The sequence below is a fragment of the Marivirga aurantiaca genome (genome assembly GCF_016679925.1).
Lineage (GTDB): Bacteria > Bacteroidota > Bacteroidia > Cytophagales > Cyclobacteriaceae > Marivirga > Marivirga aurantiaca.
On sequence record NZ_JAEQBW010000003.1, the window covers coordinates 301,936 to 319,764 of the forward strand.

Sequence of the window (17,829 nt, forward strand, 5' to 3'; positions counted from 1 at the left end):
CTTAAAGAAAAGAAAGTATGAAAAAGATTCTACTAACATGTTTTATGTTGGTGTTCGTGCTATATGCATGGGCTCAAGATCGCACAGTGAGCGGGAAAGTGACTGATGCCAATACAGGCGAAGGTTTACCGGGGGTAAATGTACTGCTGAAAGGAACTGGCACTGGTGTGAATACGGATTTAGATGGGAATTACAAAATCTCAGTTCCTTCTGATGGAGGTACATTGGTTTTTTCTTTCATCGGAATGACAAAGCAGGAAGTTAATGTGGGTGCAAGATCCGTTGTGGATATCCAGATGGTAACTGATGTGCAACAGTTGAGTGAAGTTATTGTGACGGGTATTGGTGTAGAGAGGCAGGCTAAGTCTTTAGGTTATTCCACTCAAAACTTAGATGCTGAAGAAATCACAAAAGCTGCTAACACAAATTTGTTGAATAGTCTGCAAGGGAAAGTTGCGGGAGTCCAGATTAGCCAGTCAACAGGAGCATTAGGTGGTGCCACCAGGATTGTAGTAAGAGGCCCGGCATCATTTACAAATGGGAACCAACCCCTATTTGTGATTGATGGTGTGCCAATAGATAACACTCAAAGGCAGTCAACCGATTTAAGATCCGGTCCATCATTTTCTAATTCCGGAGTTGATATTAATCCTGATGATATCGCATCAATGACTGTATTGAAGGGGCCTTCAGCAGCGGCACTTTATGGTTCAAGAGCAGCCAATGGAGTAATTTTAATTACCACCAAATCAGGAAAAGGAACGGATGGTAAAATGGCCATTTCAATCAATTCAAGTGTGACATTCGACAATGTACTGCGTTATCCGGATTTCCAAAGGACTTATGCATCAGGTTCAGGGGGAGTGTATAATCCTGAAGGCTTTACAGGATGGGGACCTGAATTTGATGGTCAAACTGTGAGAAACCCTAATAATGAATGGGACGGACAGCCTGATTCAGTTAGTTTAACAGCCAAGGATCAATTTCTCGAGCAGTTTCTGAAAACAGGTACTACTATAAGTAATAGTATATCTGTTAGTGGAGGTAAAGAGGATACACATTACAGGATGTCATTCTCCAATGCAACTTCAGAAGGGATTGTACCAAGCACGGATTTAACCAGAACAACAGCATCTATAAAAGCCAGTACAAAATTGGCCAATAATTTTAGATCTGAAGTTTCTGCTACTTATACTTTAACAGAATCAGGAAACCTTCCACCGGCTGGTCAAACGCAAGCTTCTTTCATGTGGCAGGCACTATATACAGGTGTGGATTTGGATATCAGTCCATGGACAACATACGAAGCACCGGATGGTTCTCAATTGGAATACGGGTCAGGATTTTGGAACAACCCCTATTGGGTAGTTAATAAAAACAGGACTTCTCAAAGGAGGGATCGTGTAAATGGAAAAGCTTTATTGGGATATGAATTTGCAGAAGGAATTGAATTAATAGCACGAGTGGGTACTGATGTGTATGTTGATGCCAGGAAAGGCAGAATAGCAATTAATACAGTGGGGAATGTAGATGGCGGATTCTATGAGGATCAATTCGTATATAATCAATTGAACACTGATGTTTTCTTGAATGTAAACAAAAATGTAAGTGAGGATTTCAATATTTCAGGGATATTAGGAATAAATGATAATAGAAGAAGCGTTAAAAATGTTTTTTCATCAGCCGGAGCTATAGTAGTGCCGGATTTATACAATTACTCTAATATTGATGGACAACCTACTGCACAAAATAACTTAACCGAAAGAAGGCTGTTTGGTGCATATGGTAATATCAATTTAGGATATAAAGATTGGGCTTTCCTCGATTTTACTGCGAGAAATGATTGGTCCTCTACTTTGCCGGAAGGAAATAATTCGTTTTTCTACCCTTCAGTCTCGGGTTCGGTTATTCTTACAGAAGCAGTACCGGCTTTAGAGAATGATTACATGACTTATTTAAAGTTAAGAGGTAACTGGGGACAGGTAGGAAATGATGCTAATCCTTATGTACTGAATTCCGTTTACGGACAAGGAGCTGCTTTTGATGGCCTTTTCAATGGTATTAACTTTCCATTTAATGGAGTAACAGGCTTTACAGCAGGTAATAGAATCGGTACTCCTGATTTACAACCTGAAATCACCACTTCATGGGAATTAGGAGCTGAAATTGGCTTTTGGGATGACAGACTTACTTTGGATGCTACCTATTTCGATTCTAAATCCACCAATCAGATTTTCAATGTAAACATTGCTCCTTCATCAGGTTATACAGCAGTAACCAGAAATGCTGGTTTAATGACTAACAAAGGAGTGGAATTATTATTGACAGGAACACCAGTAAGAACCAATAGTGGGTTCCGTTGGGATATTCAGGCAAACTGGACCAAGATTGACAATAAAGTAGAAGAGCTCTTTGCTGATTTAGAGCAATTGAATGTAGGTCGCGCAGGTTTTGTCAGTGTTTCCTCAGTAGCTTATTTAGGCCAGCCTTACCCGGTTATTTACGGTAGGTCATGGAGAAGGAATGATGCCGGTGATATTATTGTAAGTGCGCAAACAGGCTTGCCAGAGCTTACTTCCGAGCAAAATCCCGTAGCAAAGGTAATTCCGGACTGGACAGGAGGCATTAGAAATAACTTTTCTTTCAAAGGAATAGATTTGTCAATTTTATTTGAAATGAGAAAAGGAGGTTCTATTTATTCTTCATCTACCGCACATTGGAGAGTGAATGGATTTGCTAAAGAAACAGAGTTAGGAAGAGAGTCTGGATTAGTCTTTAATGGTGTTAATGAAGTGATTGGTAATGAAGGGGATACTTCCTATGTAAATAATAATTTTGTGGTAGACAATGAATCCTTCTGGAGTAGTTTCAGCCTTTTCGGAGATACTGAACTAGGCCTGGTGGATGCTTCATTTATCAAATTAAGAGAAGTTTCATTGGGTTATGCACTTCCTAAATCTATTCTGGAAAGAACACCATTTGGTAGTGTCTATGCATCAGTAGTAGGTCGTAATTTGTGGCTGAATACTCCTAATCCTTATATAGACCCCGAAGTAAGTATGTTTGGGGCTGCTGATAACCAGGGATATGAATATGCCACCATTCCAAGTACAAAAAGCTGGGGCTTTAATCTCAAGTTCACTTTTTAACTTTAAAATACAGAAAACATGACAACAATATTTAAAAATATAAAGAGGCTTTTCATGATGGGAACTATGTTTCTTTTATTGACTGCCTGTATTGAGGATATCACTGATTTAAATGAAAATCCGAATAATCCTACAGAGGTACCTGCCAACTTCTTGCTGCCTTCTGCGCAAGTGCAAGGCACTTATTATATGGGAGGAGAACTTAACAGGGCAACTTCTTTCTGGATACAGCATTGGGCAACAACCGGTGGGCAGTATCAAAGATTGGACCGTTATGATGTAACTGATGCCACTTTTAATACAGCATGGGGACAGCTATATGCAGGCGCAATTAATGATTTACAAATTATTATTGATGAATCCCCTGAATTACCGAATTACAGGGCGCAGGCAAGGATTATGAAAGCCTATTACTTTCAGATGGTGGCTGATCTTTGGGGGGATGTACCTTATTCCGAAGCTTTGAAAGGAGTAGAAGGTAATATTACACCAGGCTATGATGATCAGATGGCTATATATACTGACTTAATTGAAGAACTGGATTTGGCCATAAGTGAAATAGATGAAGAGGGAGCTGTAATTGCAAGCGAAGATTTATTGGCCGGTGGTGACATGCTGTTATGGGAAAAATTTGCCAATTCAATAAAATTAAGGGTCTATATGCGTCTTTCTGAAATAGATGAGGCTACAGCACAGGAAGGTGTTTCGGAGATTTTTACAGGAAACGCGCCATTGTTGGAAGCTGGTGAAAATATTGAATTGGTGTTTGGTAGCAGACTGGAAACCAATGCCAATCCGCTATTTCAGCAGGAGTTTAACAGATCTACGGATTATGGGGTGTCTGAAACATTTGTTAGCCTTTTAAATGATTTGAACGATCCCAGAATTGCCACCTTTTTAAGACCAAATGTGAATGGAAATTATTCTGGTGTTCCCAATGGAAATCCTAATGATTTACCAACTGATGGAACAGGGGCTATAATTGTTTCAAGAATAGGCAGCACATTCGTTCAGGAAACTTCACCGGTGCCGTTAATGACCCACTATGATGTGAAATTTATAGAAGCAGAGGCAGCCATCAGGGGCTGGGTGAATCAGGCCAATGCTGAGCAGCTGTATAACGAGGCTGTTACTGCTGTTTTTGATTATTATGGAGTTAACGTTGGCAACTATCTTGATGCAGGGCAGCCTGCGGAATATGATGGAGCAAATGCTTTTGACCAGCTAATGACACAGCGTTATATCTCATTATTTGCAAGAGGTGTTGAGGCATATAACGAGTGGAGAAGAACGGGAATACCTGATATTACACCTGCAATTAATAATATCTCAGGAGGTCAGATACCTTTAAGGTTCCCTTATGTGAATGCAGAATTAACCAATAATCCCGGTAATGCACCTGCAGTCAATATTTTTAATGATCCGGTTAAATGGGATGTAAACTAAAATAGAATAATCATGAGAAATATTATATATAAGATTTTCATAATAGTAGGATTGGTAAACCTTACTTCCTGCTTCGAAGAAGAAGTGTTAACCGACCAGCTTAAGGAAGGTGCAAATGTTGCCGTATCAGGAACTTCAACTTATCTGAATGGTGAGACTACAGAAGTGACTTTAGAGCTGGATTTTCAGGAATCGGATAATGCACAAATAAAAGAAGTACAGGTGACAAAGCAGTTGGTTACAGCCCAGGGAAACTCTGATGTTGTTTCACTTGATCCTGTAAACGAATCGGGAGAATTGAACTTTACCACCCAGGAGTTGTTGGCAGATGTTCCGGTCAATGGAGTTATATTAAGTGAATCTGATTTATCACCTGGAGACAGGTGGGTGTTTTCATTTACAATACTGATGGAAGATGGAAGAAGCCTGATTCCATTGCAAAATGCTGATTGGGCAATCAATTTCTCCTGTCCTTCCGTACTTGCAGGAATTTATAACTCCGTGGCTTCAGGTTCATTTGGGGATGGAGCAGGAGGATCTGCCGGGGCTTATGCTGGTTTGAACGCGACAGTTGAATTAACACAAACTGCTACAGATGGTGTTTATTCAATTGATGATATGTCTTTCGGACTTTATCCGCAAGGCTATGGCGACACAGCACCTTCAGGAAGGATTAGGGATATTTGCAATGATTTAAATGATTTAGGGGATACTGATCAATATGGGGATCCTTTTACAATGAATGGTACTGTTAATGCTGACGGAACCATTGATTTGGAATGGAGTAATACATGGGGTGATGGCGGTACTGTTACACTTACTCCTGCGGGTTGATAAGTTGGTAACAGTATAAAGCCTATAGCAGTCTACGCCTTAGTAGACTGCTTATTTTTTTACTCCTACCTCAAAGAGGCTAGTCATTTTTAGAGAATTTTGATGATAAGATGCCTGACATTTGCAATGTGCCGACATTCGACAATGGTGGAAACCTATAGCTTTGGAACGGAGTGTTATTTTCACTAGTTTGGTTTAAGGGAAGATTCAATTGAACAGTATAAATCGAAAAAAGGTATGAAACCGAGCATACAAATAAAATATATACTAATGATAATAGGCTTGCTCAGTTTAGCAAGCTCCCCGGTCAAAGCGCAATCCAAATCTGCCATTGCCAAAATTGACAGCGTCCGAATGGCTATGCAAGAACTGGCGAGGAAAAATGAACTTTATAAAGTGGCGGAATTTTACACTCAAGATGCCATTGTAAATGGCTCGGATGGTTCCCTTTCAGGTATGGATGAAATAAAAAATTACTGGGAAAACCTGAGAGGAGAAGGGGTTGATTGGCATTGGGAAAAGCTGGAATACTCCGGTGTGGAGGATTATGTGACCCAGACAGGTCTTTCATTGCTAACACTTCAATATGGAGAAAGGAAAATTACTTATCACTCCACCTTTTCAGTAGTGTGGGAAAAGCAAGCTGATGGAAATTATAAAATTGTATCGGACTTTTACCGGATTGCTCCTAAGCAGGATTTGAAATAATCCGGAATTGCCCGGAGGAAAAAGTTCAATTGATTCTTTTCATAGGGAACAACACTTTCTTTATCTGACCCTCTCTTTCACCGGAAATTTCTGCTACGAGTGAATCAGAGGAAATCCTGGTATAAGAAATAGCTTGAGGAAAATCATGCGCCTTGTTTTCAAACTTCATAAAGCTTTCGGAAATTTCCACCATTTTAAAAGCTACAGGCAATCCTTCATTTTGTTTTTTGACACTGGGGATGTAAAATAATTCCTCCTCTTTTTGGATCAACTGAATGGTTTCAAATACCATGGTATCCTTTCCTTTTACAGCATAGCTTTTGCCGGAAAACTCCAGTTCATTTACTTCAGTCCAGCTTTCATAGGTACTGCCTATGCTTGTTTTATTTTCCCAGCATCCTAGTAACCAACTCGCTTGTTGTATGGGGTCTTTCCGATTGCTTTCTTTCACTGCCAATAGCAGGAGGAAGGCCATGATAAGTGTTTTTATGGAGTACATATTCCTTTATTGAATGTTTTTGGGCACCTCTATTAGTCTTATAAAAAAGCTCTTGCTAAATATAAAAATCACTGTTTTCTGTTGTTCCAGATATCATAATACATTTTCCATTCTCCCGCTTCCTTTTTCCAGATGATAAGGTATTTACCACTCCATGATACTGTTGATCCATCGGCTTTTTGTGTGGTTCCTTCATAATAGCCCGCATCGTAGGCGGTATCATCCATGATGACAATTTCAACCGGAACAGCTTTGTGATGCAGGATTTTTACATTTTCAGGTAGCAACCATCGCTGTTTGATGGCTTCGCGTCCTTCAATGATATCAGTGCCTGGAGGCATGATTTTTCCATCGACAGTATAGCTATTGGCCAGGCTCTCAAAATCACCTGCTACGTAGAATTGTGAAAAGGCTTTACTTTTAAGAAGGATAGCTTCTATCTCATCCTTGTCACCTACGTATTTTTGGCTATGCGCTGTATAGCATGAACAAATACAAAGTACTAATATCAGGTATCTCATTTTCTGTTTTTATTTAGGGAGTTCTTGATAAATGCTTCAATGTTCGAGAACCAAATAAAATCCCGATGCACCGGGACAAGGTTTGCTCGGAGTATGCGCGTGGGTGGACAAAAAGGCGGGGAGCGCGTGGGACTGTGGTGTGGAAGCATCTTTTTGTCTTGATTTTTTCAATCTTTTGTATCAAGACAAAAGATGAAGAATAAAATTTGATTTAAAAATATTTGAAGTTAAGATTAAACTTCACTATTAAACGAAATTACTGTTTTTTGAGGTTTTATACTTAGTTTTAAATTTAAAGAAACACTAATAAAAGCAAGGATTTCCAGTTTATAGGTAAAATTTATTTTTCATGAGGAGCCTATTTAATTCTTCACTTATTTTCTCAATTTACCATTCAGCAAACTCACATCAGGGTTAAAAGGATTGCCGGACATACGTCTTAAAGTGACGATTTGACCGCAATGCCATATACAATCTGCAATAGGGCCATTGATGAGGTTCCAAAAAGGTAGTTCGTTACCATTGGCAAATTTCAAATTGAAGCTTTCAAAGTCTTCATCACTACTGTTTTTGAGTTTCTTGTTGATTTTGTGAATATTTTTCAGCACACTCGCCCTTTTCTCTTCCACGCTAATTCCTTCTTCTGGCCCATCAGAAAGCTGATTTACAGCGTTTGAAATCATGATGGTCATGATATAAATATGATCTATAGTTTCTGCAACAGAGCGGGAATCTTCCCCGGCTCTAAAATCAAAATCTTCTTTTTGCAAACCTTCTGTTGCCCAATAAAAGCGAAAGCCAAGTCCATCCAACATTCTTGCAGCAACTGTTCCTGCATTATAATTTTCAGCATATTCAGGCACTTCTGAATAAGGTAAGGTGGAATCAGGTCCTTCCTGGGCTTTGCCCTGTACGGCTGAAATAAAAAGCAAAATGCAGATTGATAGGTGTTTAAGTATACGTATCATCAGAATTATTTTTTTATAAAATTAACCTGAGTTCGACTATTAATGATAGCGTCATGCCGCAAAATTAAGACTTACTTTTTTAAAAAGTCTTAATTTATGCGGTATCTCATACTATATACACTGAGATTACGGATAATTTTCTTTTTTATAAAAAATGTAAAAAGAAAATTTCCGAAATGACGTTCTAATGAGTTTTTACGCAAATTTAAAATCGAACTCAGGTAATATAGGTAAAGATAAGTTTTATAATTTTATTAAAATCCCCCTAAATGAGTGATTCTAATTGTTCTTTAATTTCACTCTTTTACATCAATGTTAAATATGGCGGTAATTTTCTTTAGATTTTCATTTATCCTTTTGTCTGCACTGTTAGGCGGGGATTTCCATCATCCGGAAAAGGAACAGCCAATCCACATTCTTTTTGTAGGAAACAGCCTTACCTACGCCAACGACTTGCCCGCGCTTTTTAAACAGGAGGCGAGGGAGAATAAAATTAAAGTGAAGGTGAAAACTTTAGCCAAACCTAATTATGCATTGGAGGATCATTGGCTGGACGGAACATTGCAATTGGAAATTGCAAAAGGAAAATATGACTATATCATCCTTCAGCAAGGACCCTCTTCCCGGCAGGATGGCAAGGATATGTTACTAAACTATGGTAAAAAAATAAAGGAATTATGTGAGCTGAATGACTGTAAGCTTGCCTTTTTTATGGTGTGGCCTTCCAGACAATATTATTCCAGCTTTCCGGGAGTGATCAGTAATTATGAGTTTGCTGCGGAACAAACGGATGCCATTATCTGCCCGGTTGGTAAAGAATGGAAAACACACTTTGACCGAACCGGTGATTTCTCATTTTTAAGTGAAGATGGCTTTCATCCATCACTTAAAGGAAGTAAGTCAGTCGCTAAAATTATTTTTAACTACCTGGGACTCTCTAAATAGGGTACTCTTGATAAATACTCCAATGTTCGAAAACCAAATAATATCCCGATGCACCGGGACAAGGTTTGCTCGAGAAAGCGGGCGGGAGGACAAAAAGGCGGGGAGCGCGTGGAATTGCAGCGTGGAAGCATCTTTTTGTCCCGAGGACTCGGGACAAAAGATGAAGAATAAAATTTGGTTTAATCGGTGGCGCACCGACCATCTCTCTCAAATAGCTATCTTTTCTGCTTTCGATCGGTGAGCCACCGACCGAGGGCTAACTACATACGAGATTTCTCCCCTCTTTCCTTGGGAGAGAGGAGAAGATTTGTCGAAGACGAATCAGGGGTGAGTCTAAAAGGCGGCTTAGCAACTGGCCATCAGCGCTAGTTATATAGTTGACAAAAGATTAAGAGTATCTGATTCCATGGTCGGTGGCGCACCGACCATCTCATTCAAATAGCTATCTTTTCTGCTTTCGGTCGGTGAGCCACCCAATGCTATTAAGTTAAGACAATTTTCCTTCTCTCTTTGGAGAAGGATGCAAGGTTGAGGTTTGAATAAAAGCTTGACTTAATAGCATTCTTGAGCCACCGACCGGGGCAAACTATCATTTCTCATAATTTCCCTAAGCAAGCCACAATCAAGTTCCCCCAAAATAGGGGAGCGCTTATTGATTTCTTTTTCGCATTTTTAACAAAAAAAATATCTTATGCGCAGCATTCTTTCTTTACTATTCATCTTCAGTTTCCTATCTCTTCAGGCACAAACTTTCCAATCGCATTTCAAGGAAGCTTCCTCAGCTTATAAGGCGGAAGACTATCCGCAAATGCTGGTAGAAATCAAAAAAGCGCATGCGCTACGACCGCAGCATCAAACGCTCATTTATTATTTGGCTATTGCGCATTCACTCAATAACCATGTCGATTCAGCAAATTATTGGTTGAGGAAAGTCGTAAGCATTGATTCCAAAAATTATGACATTGATAAGCCTGATTTTGAAAATTTACTGGCTTCGGAAGACTTCAAAAGAATCAAAGATTATCAAATATTCATGACGGAAGCTAAAGTGCGCTCCGATACAGCACTGGTCATTCCTGACACAGAGCTTCATATTGAGGGTGTGGCTTTTGATCCTTTCAAAAGAAGGATTTTGTTCAGCAGTATTAATCAAAAGAATATTTTTTCAGTGGAGGAAGGCATGCTGAAACCACTTTTCAAAAAGAAATTTCCTCTGGGTATCACGGGAATGGCAGTGCAGGACAGCATACTTTGGTTTACGGGAGCAGGTTTTGCAGAAGCAGGCCTGGCTGAAGATGATCCGGAGTATGAAAGCTCAAAACTTTACAAAGCAGATTTAAAAAATGCCATACTTCTGGATAGCTTTACCGTTGCCGATCAGCAGGCTCATATTTTCGGTGATGTGATCCTTTCCCCGGAGAACAAGTTGCTGATTTCTGATAGTAAAACAAACACAGTTTACCGGCTGGAAAACAAGAAGTTAATAGCATGGATTACAACAGAAAGCATTTTGTCCTTGCAGGGAATAGCCCAAATGGGGCAAAAAGTGTTTTTGGCTGATTATGCCGGTGGCTTGTTTAGTTATGACCTATCTAATCAAACTACCCAAGAAATTATTGCACCGGCAGATCTTTCCTTAAAAGGGATTGATGGACTCTATACCTACAAGAATGGATTAGTCACCATTCAAAATGGAGTGACTCCTCACCGCATTACTTATTTACAGTTCAATCCGCAATATGACCAGGTGGAGCGCTTTCAATATCTTGAAAAGAACCATCCTGCCATGGGTGAGCCCACCTTGGGGTTTATTGCCAATCAGCATTTGTACTATGTAGCCAATAGCTTTTGGGGTTTGAATGATAAAGGACAGATCAATAATCCTGAAAAAATCAAACCGCTTATTCTTCGCCTGCCTTTACCGGAGCCTATTCCTGCCACTACACAAATGGCGGTGCTGGATTATGTGAAAATACTAGATGGTCGTGAAAAGGAGGCACTGTATTTCTATGAAAATAATTGGGCGTCCTTCAGAAAATATGCCATGCAACATGGGGATATTGAAAACTACAAAATAATGCGCCTCACAGCTCATCCTGAATACGATTTGATTTTAGAAACTGTTTATAAAGATTCCTTACAGTACAGCCAGATTGAAGAAGTCTTTCAAAAATGGAGGAAACAATCGGGAGGAGATTTCTTGAATGAGCTTAAACCGAATGATTTCCGAAAAAATGTAAAAATGGAAATAGTAAAGACTTACATAAGCAGTGAAGAGCTGGTAAGCGTGGAGGGTAGATGCAGCGGATCATCTTACCGGGCATTTGATTTTTGGCTGGGAGAGTGGGAGGTTTACAGCCGGGATGGCCGATATCTGGGGCATAACCGTGTGGGGCTGATACAAAATGGCTGTGGCTTACAGGAAAACTGGCAGTCGGCAAATGGTGCTTACAAAGGAACAAGTTATAATTTTTATAATGCAACAGCCGGCCAATGGCACCAGAGTTGGGTAGATAACCAGGGAGGCAGCTTACAACTCAATGGAAGCTACGAAAACGGGCAGATGCAAATGCAATCCGATCCGGAAAAGCAAGATCAAAGCCGCATCAGCTGGAAGCTATTGGAGGACGGCAGCGTGACTCAGTTGTGGGAACAAAGCCGGGACAAAGGCAAAAGCTGGCAGGAGGTGTTTTTTGGCGTATATAAAAAGCAATAAAATTAAGTTTTTGATCTTTTTAGACCCCTTTCCCTCATTTTAGTGCAAGAAGTACTACCTACATATAGGTATTTTGCCATGCTATTCGATGAAATATTAGGATTAGATAAGGCAACCTTTTATGTTCAACATTTGAATACAGTAACCGGCATAAAGCTGTGTATAAATGTTTGTAAGCGTTTACAGGCGTTTGATGTCGGTTAATTAAAAATATAGCGGATATAATGACAACTTTTGTGTTATTGTTCGCTTGTTAGCGGTCAGGCAACATCGATAATCTAAATACTTAAATGAAATCATTAACATTTATTATTATAACATTTTTGACTCCAACTCTGTTTGCACAAGAAAATGCTCTTGTCGTTCTGGAGAAATATTATAGTGCTATTGGTGGACAAAATAATATCAGCAAGATTGATAACATTTATTCATTTGCCGATTGTTCCGGACCAAACGGAAAATACCAAACTGAAGTATTTTCAGCCAAAGGATTCAAAACTTTTTTCAGACAGATACGAGAAAACAGACCAGATTATATTGGCATCGTTAATGGAAAAATCTATTGGACAAAAGGAGCAGATGTTGCCATTTCTGACAAAAACACAGCATCAATGTGGCGTTCACACGAACTTCAATGGCTTGCAACTCATCTGACGGAAAGATTTCGGGAATATAAGTTTGAAGGAATTGAAGAATTTGCGGGGAAGCAGGCTATTAAACTTTCGGTTGTTGATGAACTAAGCAAAACAGCATATCTATACTTTGACAGTAACTCCTATCTGTTTCAAGGCTTCACCATTTCAAATCCAGTTAGTAAAAATCCTGAGCTTATCCAGATGGTTATAAACACATGGGAAAAGGTTGACAAGCTTATGCTGCCAACTAATGTAACTTTCAGGGATAAAAATGGTGAGTACATTTTAAACTTTCATACCATAAAAATCAATCAGACTGACCCACGTGTTTTTGATATTCCCGATAAAATTATTGCAATTCAAAAATTGCTTGAAATACACGAATTGCAACGCACGGCACATTTCAATCGCGATGCCAAATTATTGGTTTCCATCATGGTAGAAAATTTCACAGAAATCAGTAATGGAAAAATCAATTCACCTAAAAAGGAGGATCTTATAAAGAGATTTGAAAATTATTTTGATGCAGTTACATTCATCGAGTGGGATGATATAAACCCACCCATTATTAAAATTTCTGACGATGTTTCCATGGCGCATATGTATGTAAGCAAAAGAGTTAAGTTAAGAACTAAAGACCAGACTGAAGAATTAACAACTTTTGCCTGGACATCAACTTTTCAGAAGGTAAACGGTAATTGGTTAATGACAAGTATAACATCCACTGTTGCTAATTAAACATAACAGAAGAGACAATCAAAATACTATGATACTCCTAAAAGCCCGAACCGCTAACAACGCATTACTTTTGATTAATTATTTTTTAGGAATAAAAGTAATGCTTTATAGCCAAGCGTTACACGGCATAAGTATGCGAATATACTTTATAATATTATTTTTAATCATTTCACTTTCCTGCAATGGTCAGACAAATGAAAATGACTCACTTATTAAGGAGTATAACAAATTATCTCATGAAATAGATAATATTGAAAGAATCCTTATGGAACTTTCAAGAAAGGATGATTCTATTTACAACTTGATAAGACGCAAAGAAACTAGAGTTAATAAAATCAATCCAGATTTTAATTATTCAGAGTACAAGGCTGCATATACCTTGTTTATTCAGAAATACCAAAATTACATCAAGAATGGAAACTTTCCTTCCTCAATACCAGTCGATATTTCTGATATGAGACAAATAATTGGTTATGGTGAAAAGATTCATCCAATTCTAATAAGCACACGGTTTCACACGGGAATAGACATACCTTCTCCCAAAGGAATTCAAATTAAATCAACAATTAATGGAGAAGTAGAAGCTATTAAAAACGATTTTGGTGGATTTGGAAAACATATTATTATTAAAAATTCACAGGACATAGAAATTCTTTATGCTCATTTAGACTCGATTTATTTAAAAGAAGGTCATAAAATTAAAATAGGAGAAGTCATTGGGACTGTAGGAAGCTCAGGAAGTACAACCGCTACAGGCCTTCACTATGAGATAAGAGTAAATGATAAACATATAAATCCGATATTTACTTTCTCAGAAAGTCTTTCAGAAGAAGATTTGAAATATATATGGGATGTCAAAGAGCAAAGTTTAGATTAATACTATTTACAACACGAGGTTAAAAACAATGGCGATTTTGCAGGTAGTGAGATATTTTCGCATTTTGTTACCTTTATTTATGGCCGACATATAGGGCTTTTAGTCCGCCACAGTTTTTGACCCAATCGTTACCTGTAATTTAAGACATGACTCCGAAAAAAAAAGCTCTTTTGATAAGTACCGTTTTCTTAATTTGCATAATTGGAGCATTTTATTCGATTCTGAACTGGGGCTATCTACCGTTTCAAAATTATGATTACGGAACTTCATTTAACGAAAAACGGCTTACATTAGGACAACCAATCATCGAGGATTATTTCTATGATAAAACTCCAAGTTGGGACGTAAGAAAAGTATGGCTGACACCAGACTCATTAAAAGGTAGGTATATACACTTCAGTAAGCTATATTGGACAGAAAAAGGCAAAATTACATTGGAGAAAGACTTTTACGACCCAATTGATGAAACACCAATTGACACTGTCCTAATAAGAAATTATTACTATTTGAATGACTCAGTAGGCTATCAAATAACAGCAAGTAAAGACAGGATAACAATATTTAGTGATACACTATCAATAGACCAGTTTGACAGTGTAAAGAATGCTTGGACTGGAAAATTAACAGGTAATACTAGGCTATAAACAATGTACGAACTTTACCTTGATAAAATTAGCATTAAAGAGAGCAAGCAGAAAGAACGACTTGTATACAAAAAACATGATTGGTTAGACGATTTAAATATTCCTATTCTCATCCTAATTTCCCCAATTATTTGGTTCTCAAAAGTTCTTTATGAAAGAACAGGATTAGTAAATAATGAAATTTTGATTCATATAGTAGCATTGCTATTATTATTTATTGGTTTAATATCATTATATAGAAATCTTTCAAAAATTTGGGAGCTCAAATCCATTGAGACAAAGTCTCCAAAAGAAATTAATAGGCAGAAAATTTTAAGTATTTCGGAGGAACTTGGTATTGAAATATATAAGAATAATAGAGATTTTTTTATTGGCGTTCATAACAAATCCTCTCCCTTTTCACAAATCATTACAATCATATATTCTAAAAACAAGATATTATTTAACGCTCGAAATAATTGTATCGGATATAATGGAAAACTAGGTAGACCTCCATTCGGTCTTAATTTAGCAAAGAAGTTATTTGAGGTTTATAGAAAAGAGATAGAATCAAAAGTATTAGGTTCATAATAATGATTACAGGTAACATCAGCTATGAATGGGGCTTCATCAGTTAGGAAAGTTTGGTGGCATTTGCAAAGTCAGCTACAATGTGTAAATTTATTCCGATAGGCTGTCGGAATGCTGTGGCTGTGAACGGATGGAAGCTTGGTGCTCATCATAGCAAGCGTTACCAAAACCTAAAAAGAAAGAACTATGAATACTTACGCTGACAAAACGAAAGAGAATAAAAGTCAATCGGTTTCTGCCGTGAACTCGCAGATTCAGAGCAGCAGTGAGTCTACTTTTCAGTTTGTAGATAATAGACCTGAAGCTGCTCAACTTCGGAAGTTACAAACTTTGATGAAGCCCAATATCGAAAATAATTCAAGTAGAGTAACTCAATTAACTCGTATGCTCCAAGTACAAAAAATCCCTGATGAAGAAGACAAGAAACTGTTTAAACAAGGTCTTAAGAAATTTGGGGCTACCCAGATAGTAAATTATACAAAACGTGATCCAACTATTAAAGATGATGAGACCATAATCCTGGTTGCGCATGGAAACACTAATGAAGTTGGTGATGAAGAAGATCAAGAAGGTAGTTTAAGTTATAAACCAGATGAAATTGCTAGGATGTTAAATACTATTGTTCCTGATACTTGGCATGGTGAATTCATACTAAGGTCATGCGATGCAGCGGTTACACCAGTTGGCGGAAGTTCATTTCTTCAAAGAGTAAGAGAAAGCTTCCTACAATTACGACCACACCATCAAGGTGTCATGAGTGGGCCAGCGGGCACCATAGATTATAAAATGACTCAGAATGCTAAAGTTTTAATGGAACGATTCAAAGGGGACGAAGAAGATAGCCGAGATGTTCCTTATAAATCTGCCATGGTTAAGTTTCATCCTGGAGGGGCCTCTAGTTTTCCTGGTAATCATGTTGATGATGATTGGACTAACACCATGTCAAGTAATGAACTTAGAGCATGGTGGAATCGCGCCAAAAGTGGAGAAGGTGTCAGAGTTCAACCCGACCACATGAAATAAGCCACAATACAGAGGAAATTAAAATTAGAAATGCCTATAACACTGTATGCTATGAATGAATGGAATTTCATCAGTTAGGAAAGTTTGGTGGCATTTGCAAAGTCAGCTACAATGTGTAAATTTATTCCGATAGCTGTCGGAATGCTGTGGCTGTGAACGGATGGAAGCTTGGTGCTCATCATAGCAAGCGTTACCAAAACCTGAAAAGAAAGAATTATGAATACTCACGCTGACAAAGCACAAGAGAATAAAAGCCAATCGGTTGCTGCATCTAGTTCTCAGATACAGAGCAGCAGTGAGTCTACTTTTCAGTTTGTAGATAATAGACCTGAAGCAGTTGCTCAAAGAAAGCTACAAGAAATGGCTAACAATAGCCCTCAAGCCAAACAAGCAGCTCAATTGCAGGCAATGGCTGATAACTCTTCTTTGCAACAAAGACAAGCCATCCAAAAGAAAGTAAACAATACAGGCTTACCTGACAACCTAAAATCTGGGATTGAAAACCTTTCTGGTTATTCAATGGATGACGTAAAGGTGCACCGTAATTCTGATAAACCTGCGCAGTTGCAAGCTCATGCCTATGCACAAGGCACTGATATTCATTTAAGTCCGGGGCAAGAAAAACATTTACCTCATGAAGCCTGGCATGTGGTGCAACAAAAGCAAGGACGAGTGAAACCTACCATGCAATTGAAAGGGAAAGTGAATGTAAATGATGATGCTGGATTAGAAAAAGAGGCGGATGTGATGGGAGCCAAGGCACTTCAGGAAAATTCTAATACCTCGTCCAAAATAAGCGATAAATATCTCGAAAATGAAGGAGTTCAGCAATTGATGTCACCATATAAACCCAACAGCTTTAATATTCCAATTGTACAACGCGAGGTGAAGTTCTATTGGGATCCAAGGATAAATCATTGGGGTGCATTTGAAGATGAACAAGAACCAGTTGGTTATGCCGTTCATAGAACTGGAGAACAAATTGAATTCGATTTTACTCGTTGGTACACTGATCAAGTCTATTGGCAATGGTGGCAAGATCAAATGGGCGATGCTCCTGAAGAGTACAGACAGGAGGTGCCTGATGTTGTTCCAGCTGTTCCAGCTGTACCAGTTGTCGCACCCGAAGAAGAACAAGAAGTAGCAGCTCCTGCTCTTGCGGCAGTTGCTCAAGCGCCAGTTCAGGCAGCTCTTGTTTTTAATGCTCCCGTCAACATCGAGGGCGGCTATTCTCAAATTACCGCTACAGCTGGGGGAGTAGTTGTAGGTCGCGCTAATTATAGTAGGGGAGCAACCGCTATTCCAGGAGGGAATGGAGAGACGGGCATCGAACTATCAGAAGTATTTGTTGATCAGAATTATAGAGGTAGTGGTTATAGCACTCAAATCTTAGAGCATACAATTGGAGTGATTGGTTTTGCAACAACAATATGGCTTGATGCTCAATCACATGGTGGCTTAAATCAAGCTAATCTTTCTAATTGGTATGGACGTCATGGGTTTGAAGCTACAGGGCATGGAAGCATCATGAAGACGGTTCCTTTCATGTAATGGTC

Annotated in this window: 15 protein-coding genes; 12 read left to right on the plus strand and 3 right to left on the minus strand. The window is 38.6% G+C overall.

Annotation, left to right across the window (positions count from 1 at the left end; genetic code table 11):
• The first annotated feature begins 17 nt into the window (after nt 1-17).
• The 4 genes from JKA74_RS09280 (at nt 18) to JKA74_RS09295 (ending at nt 6,137) form a co-directional block, all read left to right on the plus strand.
• Complete coding sequence (locus JKA74_RS09280) at nt 18-3,149, plus strand: SusC/RagA family TonB-linked outer membrane protein (protein ID WP_201430901.1); 3,132 nt, start codon at nt 18-20, stop codon at nt 3,147-3,149.
• A gap of 18 nt (nt 3,150-3,167) precedes the next feature.
• Nucleotides 3,168-4,595, plus strand: a complete 1,428-nt coding sequence (locus JKA74_RS09285; RefSeq protein ID WP_201430902.1) for a SusD/RagB family nutrient-binding outer membrane lipoprotein — start codon at nt 3,168-3,170, stop codon at nt 4,593-4,595.
• A 12-nt stretch (nt 4,596-4,607) separates the two neighbouring features.
• On the plus strand, nt 4,608-5,429 hold the full coding sequence (locus JKA74_RS09290; protein ID WP_201430903.1) for a hypothetical protein: 822 nt from the start codon (nt 4,608-4,610) through the stop codon (nt 5,427-5,429).
• 237 nt (nt 5,430-5,666) lie between these two features.
• Complete coding sequence (locus tag JKA74_RS09295) at nt 5,667-6,137, plus strand: YybH family protein (protein ID WP_201430904.1); 471 nt, start codon at nt 5,667-5,669, stop codon at nt 6,135-6,137.
• Between the two features lie 25 nt (nt 6,138-6,162).
• Here JKA74_RS09295 and JKA74_RS09300 read toward each other — a convergent pair whose 3' ends face one another.
• The 3 genes from JKA74_RS09300 to JKA74_RS09310 form a co-directional block, all read right to left on the minus strand.
• Entirely contained in the window at nt 6,163-6,612 is a 450-nt protein-coding gene (locus JKA74_RS09300; protein WP_201430905.1) for a DUF6265 family protein, read from the minus strand.
• A 92-nt stretch (nt 6,613-6,704) separates the two neighbouring features.
• Complete coding sequence (locus JKA74_RS09305; RefSeq protein ID WP_201430906.1) at nt 6,705-7,157, minus strand: YybH family protein; 453 nt, start codon at nt 7,155-7,157, stop codon at nt 6,705-6,707.
• Nucleotides 7,158-7,531: 374 nt separating this feature from the next.
• Entirely contained in the window at nt 7,532-8,125 is a 594-nt protein-coding gene (locus JKA74_RS09310) for a DinB family protein (protein ID WP_201430907.1), read from the minus strand.
• A 321-nt stretch (nt 8,126-8,446) separates the two neighbouring features.
• Here JKA74_RS09310 and JKA74_RS09315 point away from each other — a divergent pair, with 321 nt between their 5' ends.
• From JKA74_RS09315 to JKA74_RS09350, 8 genes are all read left to right on the plus strand, one after another.
• The gene (locus tag JKA74_RS09315; RefSeq protein WP_201430909.1) at nt 8,447-9,070 is read left to right on the plus strand and encodes an SGNH/GDSL hydrolase family protein; all 624 of its coding nucleotides are present in this window, start codon (nt 8,447-8,449) and stop codon (nt 9,068-9,070) included.
• Nucleotides 9,071-9,761: 691 nt separating this feature from the next.
• Nucleotides 9,762-11,786 (plus strand): hypothetical protein, encoded by a 2,025-nt coding sequence (locus JKA74_RS09320; protein ID WP_201430910.1) that lies wholly within the window; start codon nt 9,762-9,764, stop codon nt 11,784-11,786.
• Nucleotides 11,787-12,076: 290 nt separating this feature from the next.
• Nucleotides 12,077-13,159: a nuclear transport factor 2 family protein gene (locus JKA74_RS09325; RefSeq protein ID WP_201430912.1), complete on the plus strand. Its 1,083-nt coding sequence runs from the start codon at nt 12,077-12,079 to the stop codon at nt 13,157-13,159.
• Nucleotides 13,160-13,187: 28 nt separating this feature from the next.
• Nucleotides 13,188-14,036: a M23 family metallopeptidase gene (locus tag JKA74_RS09330; RefSeq protein ID WP_201430914.1), complete on the plus strand. Its 849-nt coding sequence runs from the start codon at nt 13,188-13,190 to the stop codon at nt 14,034-14,036.
• 146 nt (nt 14,037-14,182) lie between these two features.
• Nucleotides 14,183-14,680: a hypothetical protein gene (locus JKA74_RS09335; RefSeq protein WP_201430915.1), complete on the plus strand. Its 498-nt coding sequence runs from the start codon at nt 14,183-14,185 to the stop codon at nt 14,678-14,680.
• A 3-nt stretch (nt 14,681-14,683) separates the two neighbouring features.
• Nucleotides 14,684-15,250, plus strand: coding sequence for a hypothetical protein (locus tag JKA74_RS09340; RefSeq protein ID WP_201430916.1), 567 nt, complete (start codon nt 14,684-14,686; stop codon nt 15,248-15,250).
• Between the two features lie 186 nt (nt 15,251-15,436).
• The gene (locus JKA74_RS09345) at nt 15,437-16,273 is read left to right on the plus strand and encodes a hypothetical protein (protein WP_201430917.1); all 837 of its coding nucleotides are present in this window, start codon (nt 15,437-15,439) and stop codon (nt 16,271-16,273) included.
• Between the two features lie 216 nt (nt 16,274-16,489).
• The gene (locus JKA74_RS09350) at nt 16,490-17,824 is read left to right on the plus strand and encodes an eCIS core domain-containing protein (RefSeq protein ID WP_201430918.1); all 1,335 of its coding nucleotides are present in this window, start codon (nt 16,490-16,492) and stop codon (nt 17,822-17,824) included.
• The last annotated feature ends 5 nt before the right edge of the window (nt 17,825-17,829 follow it).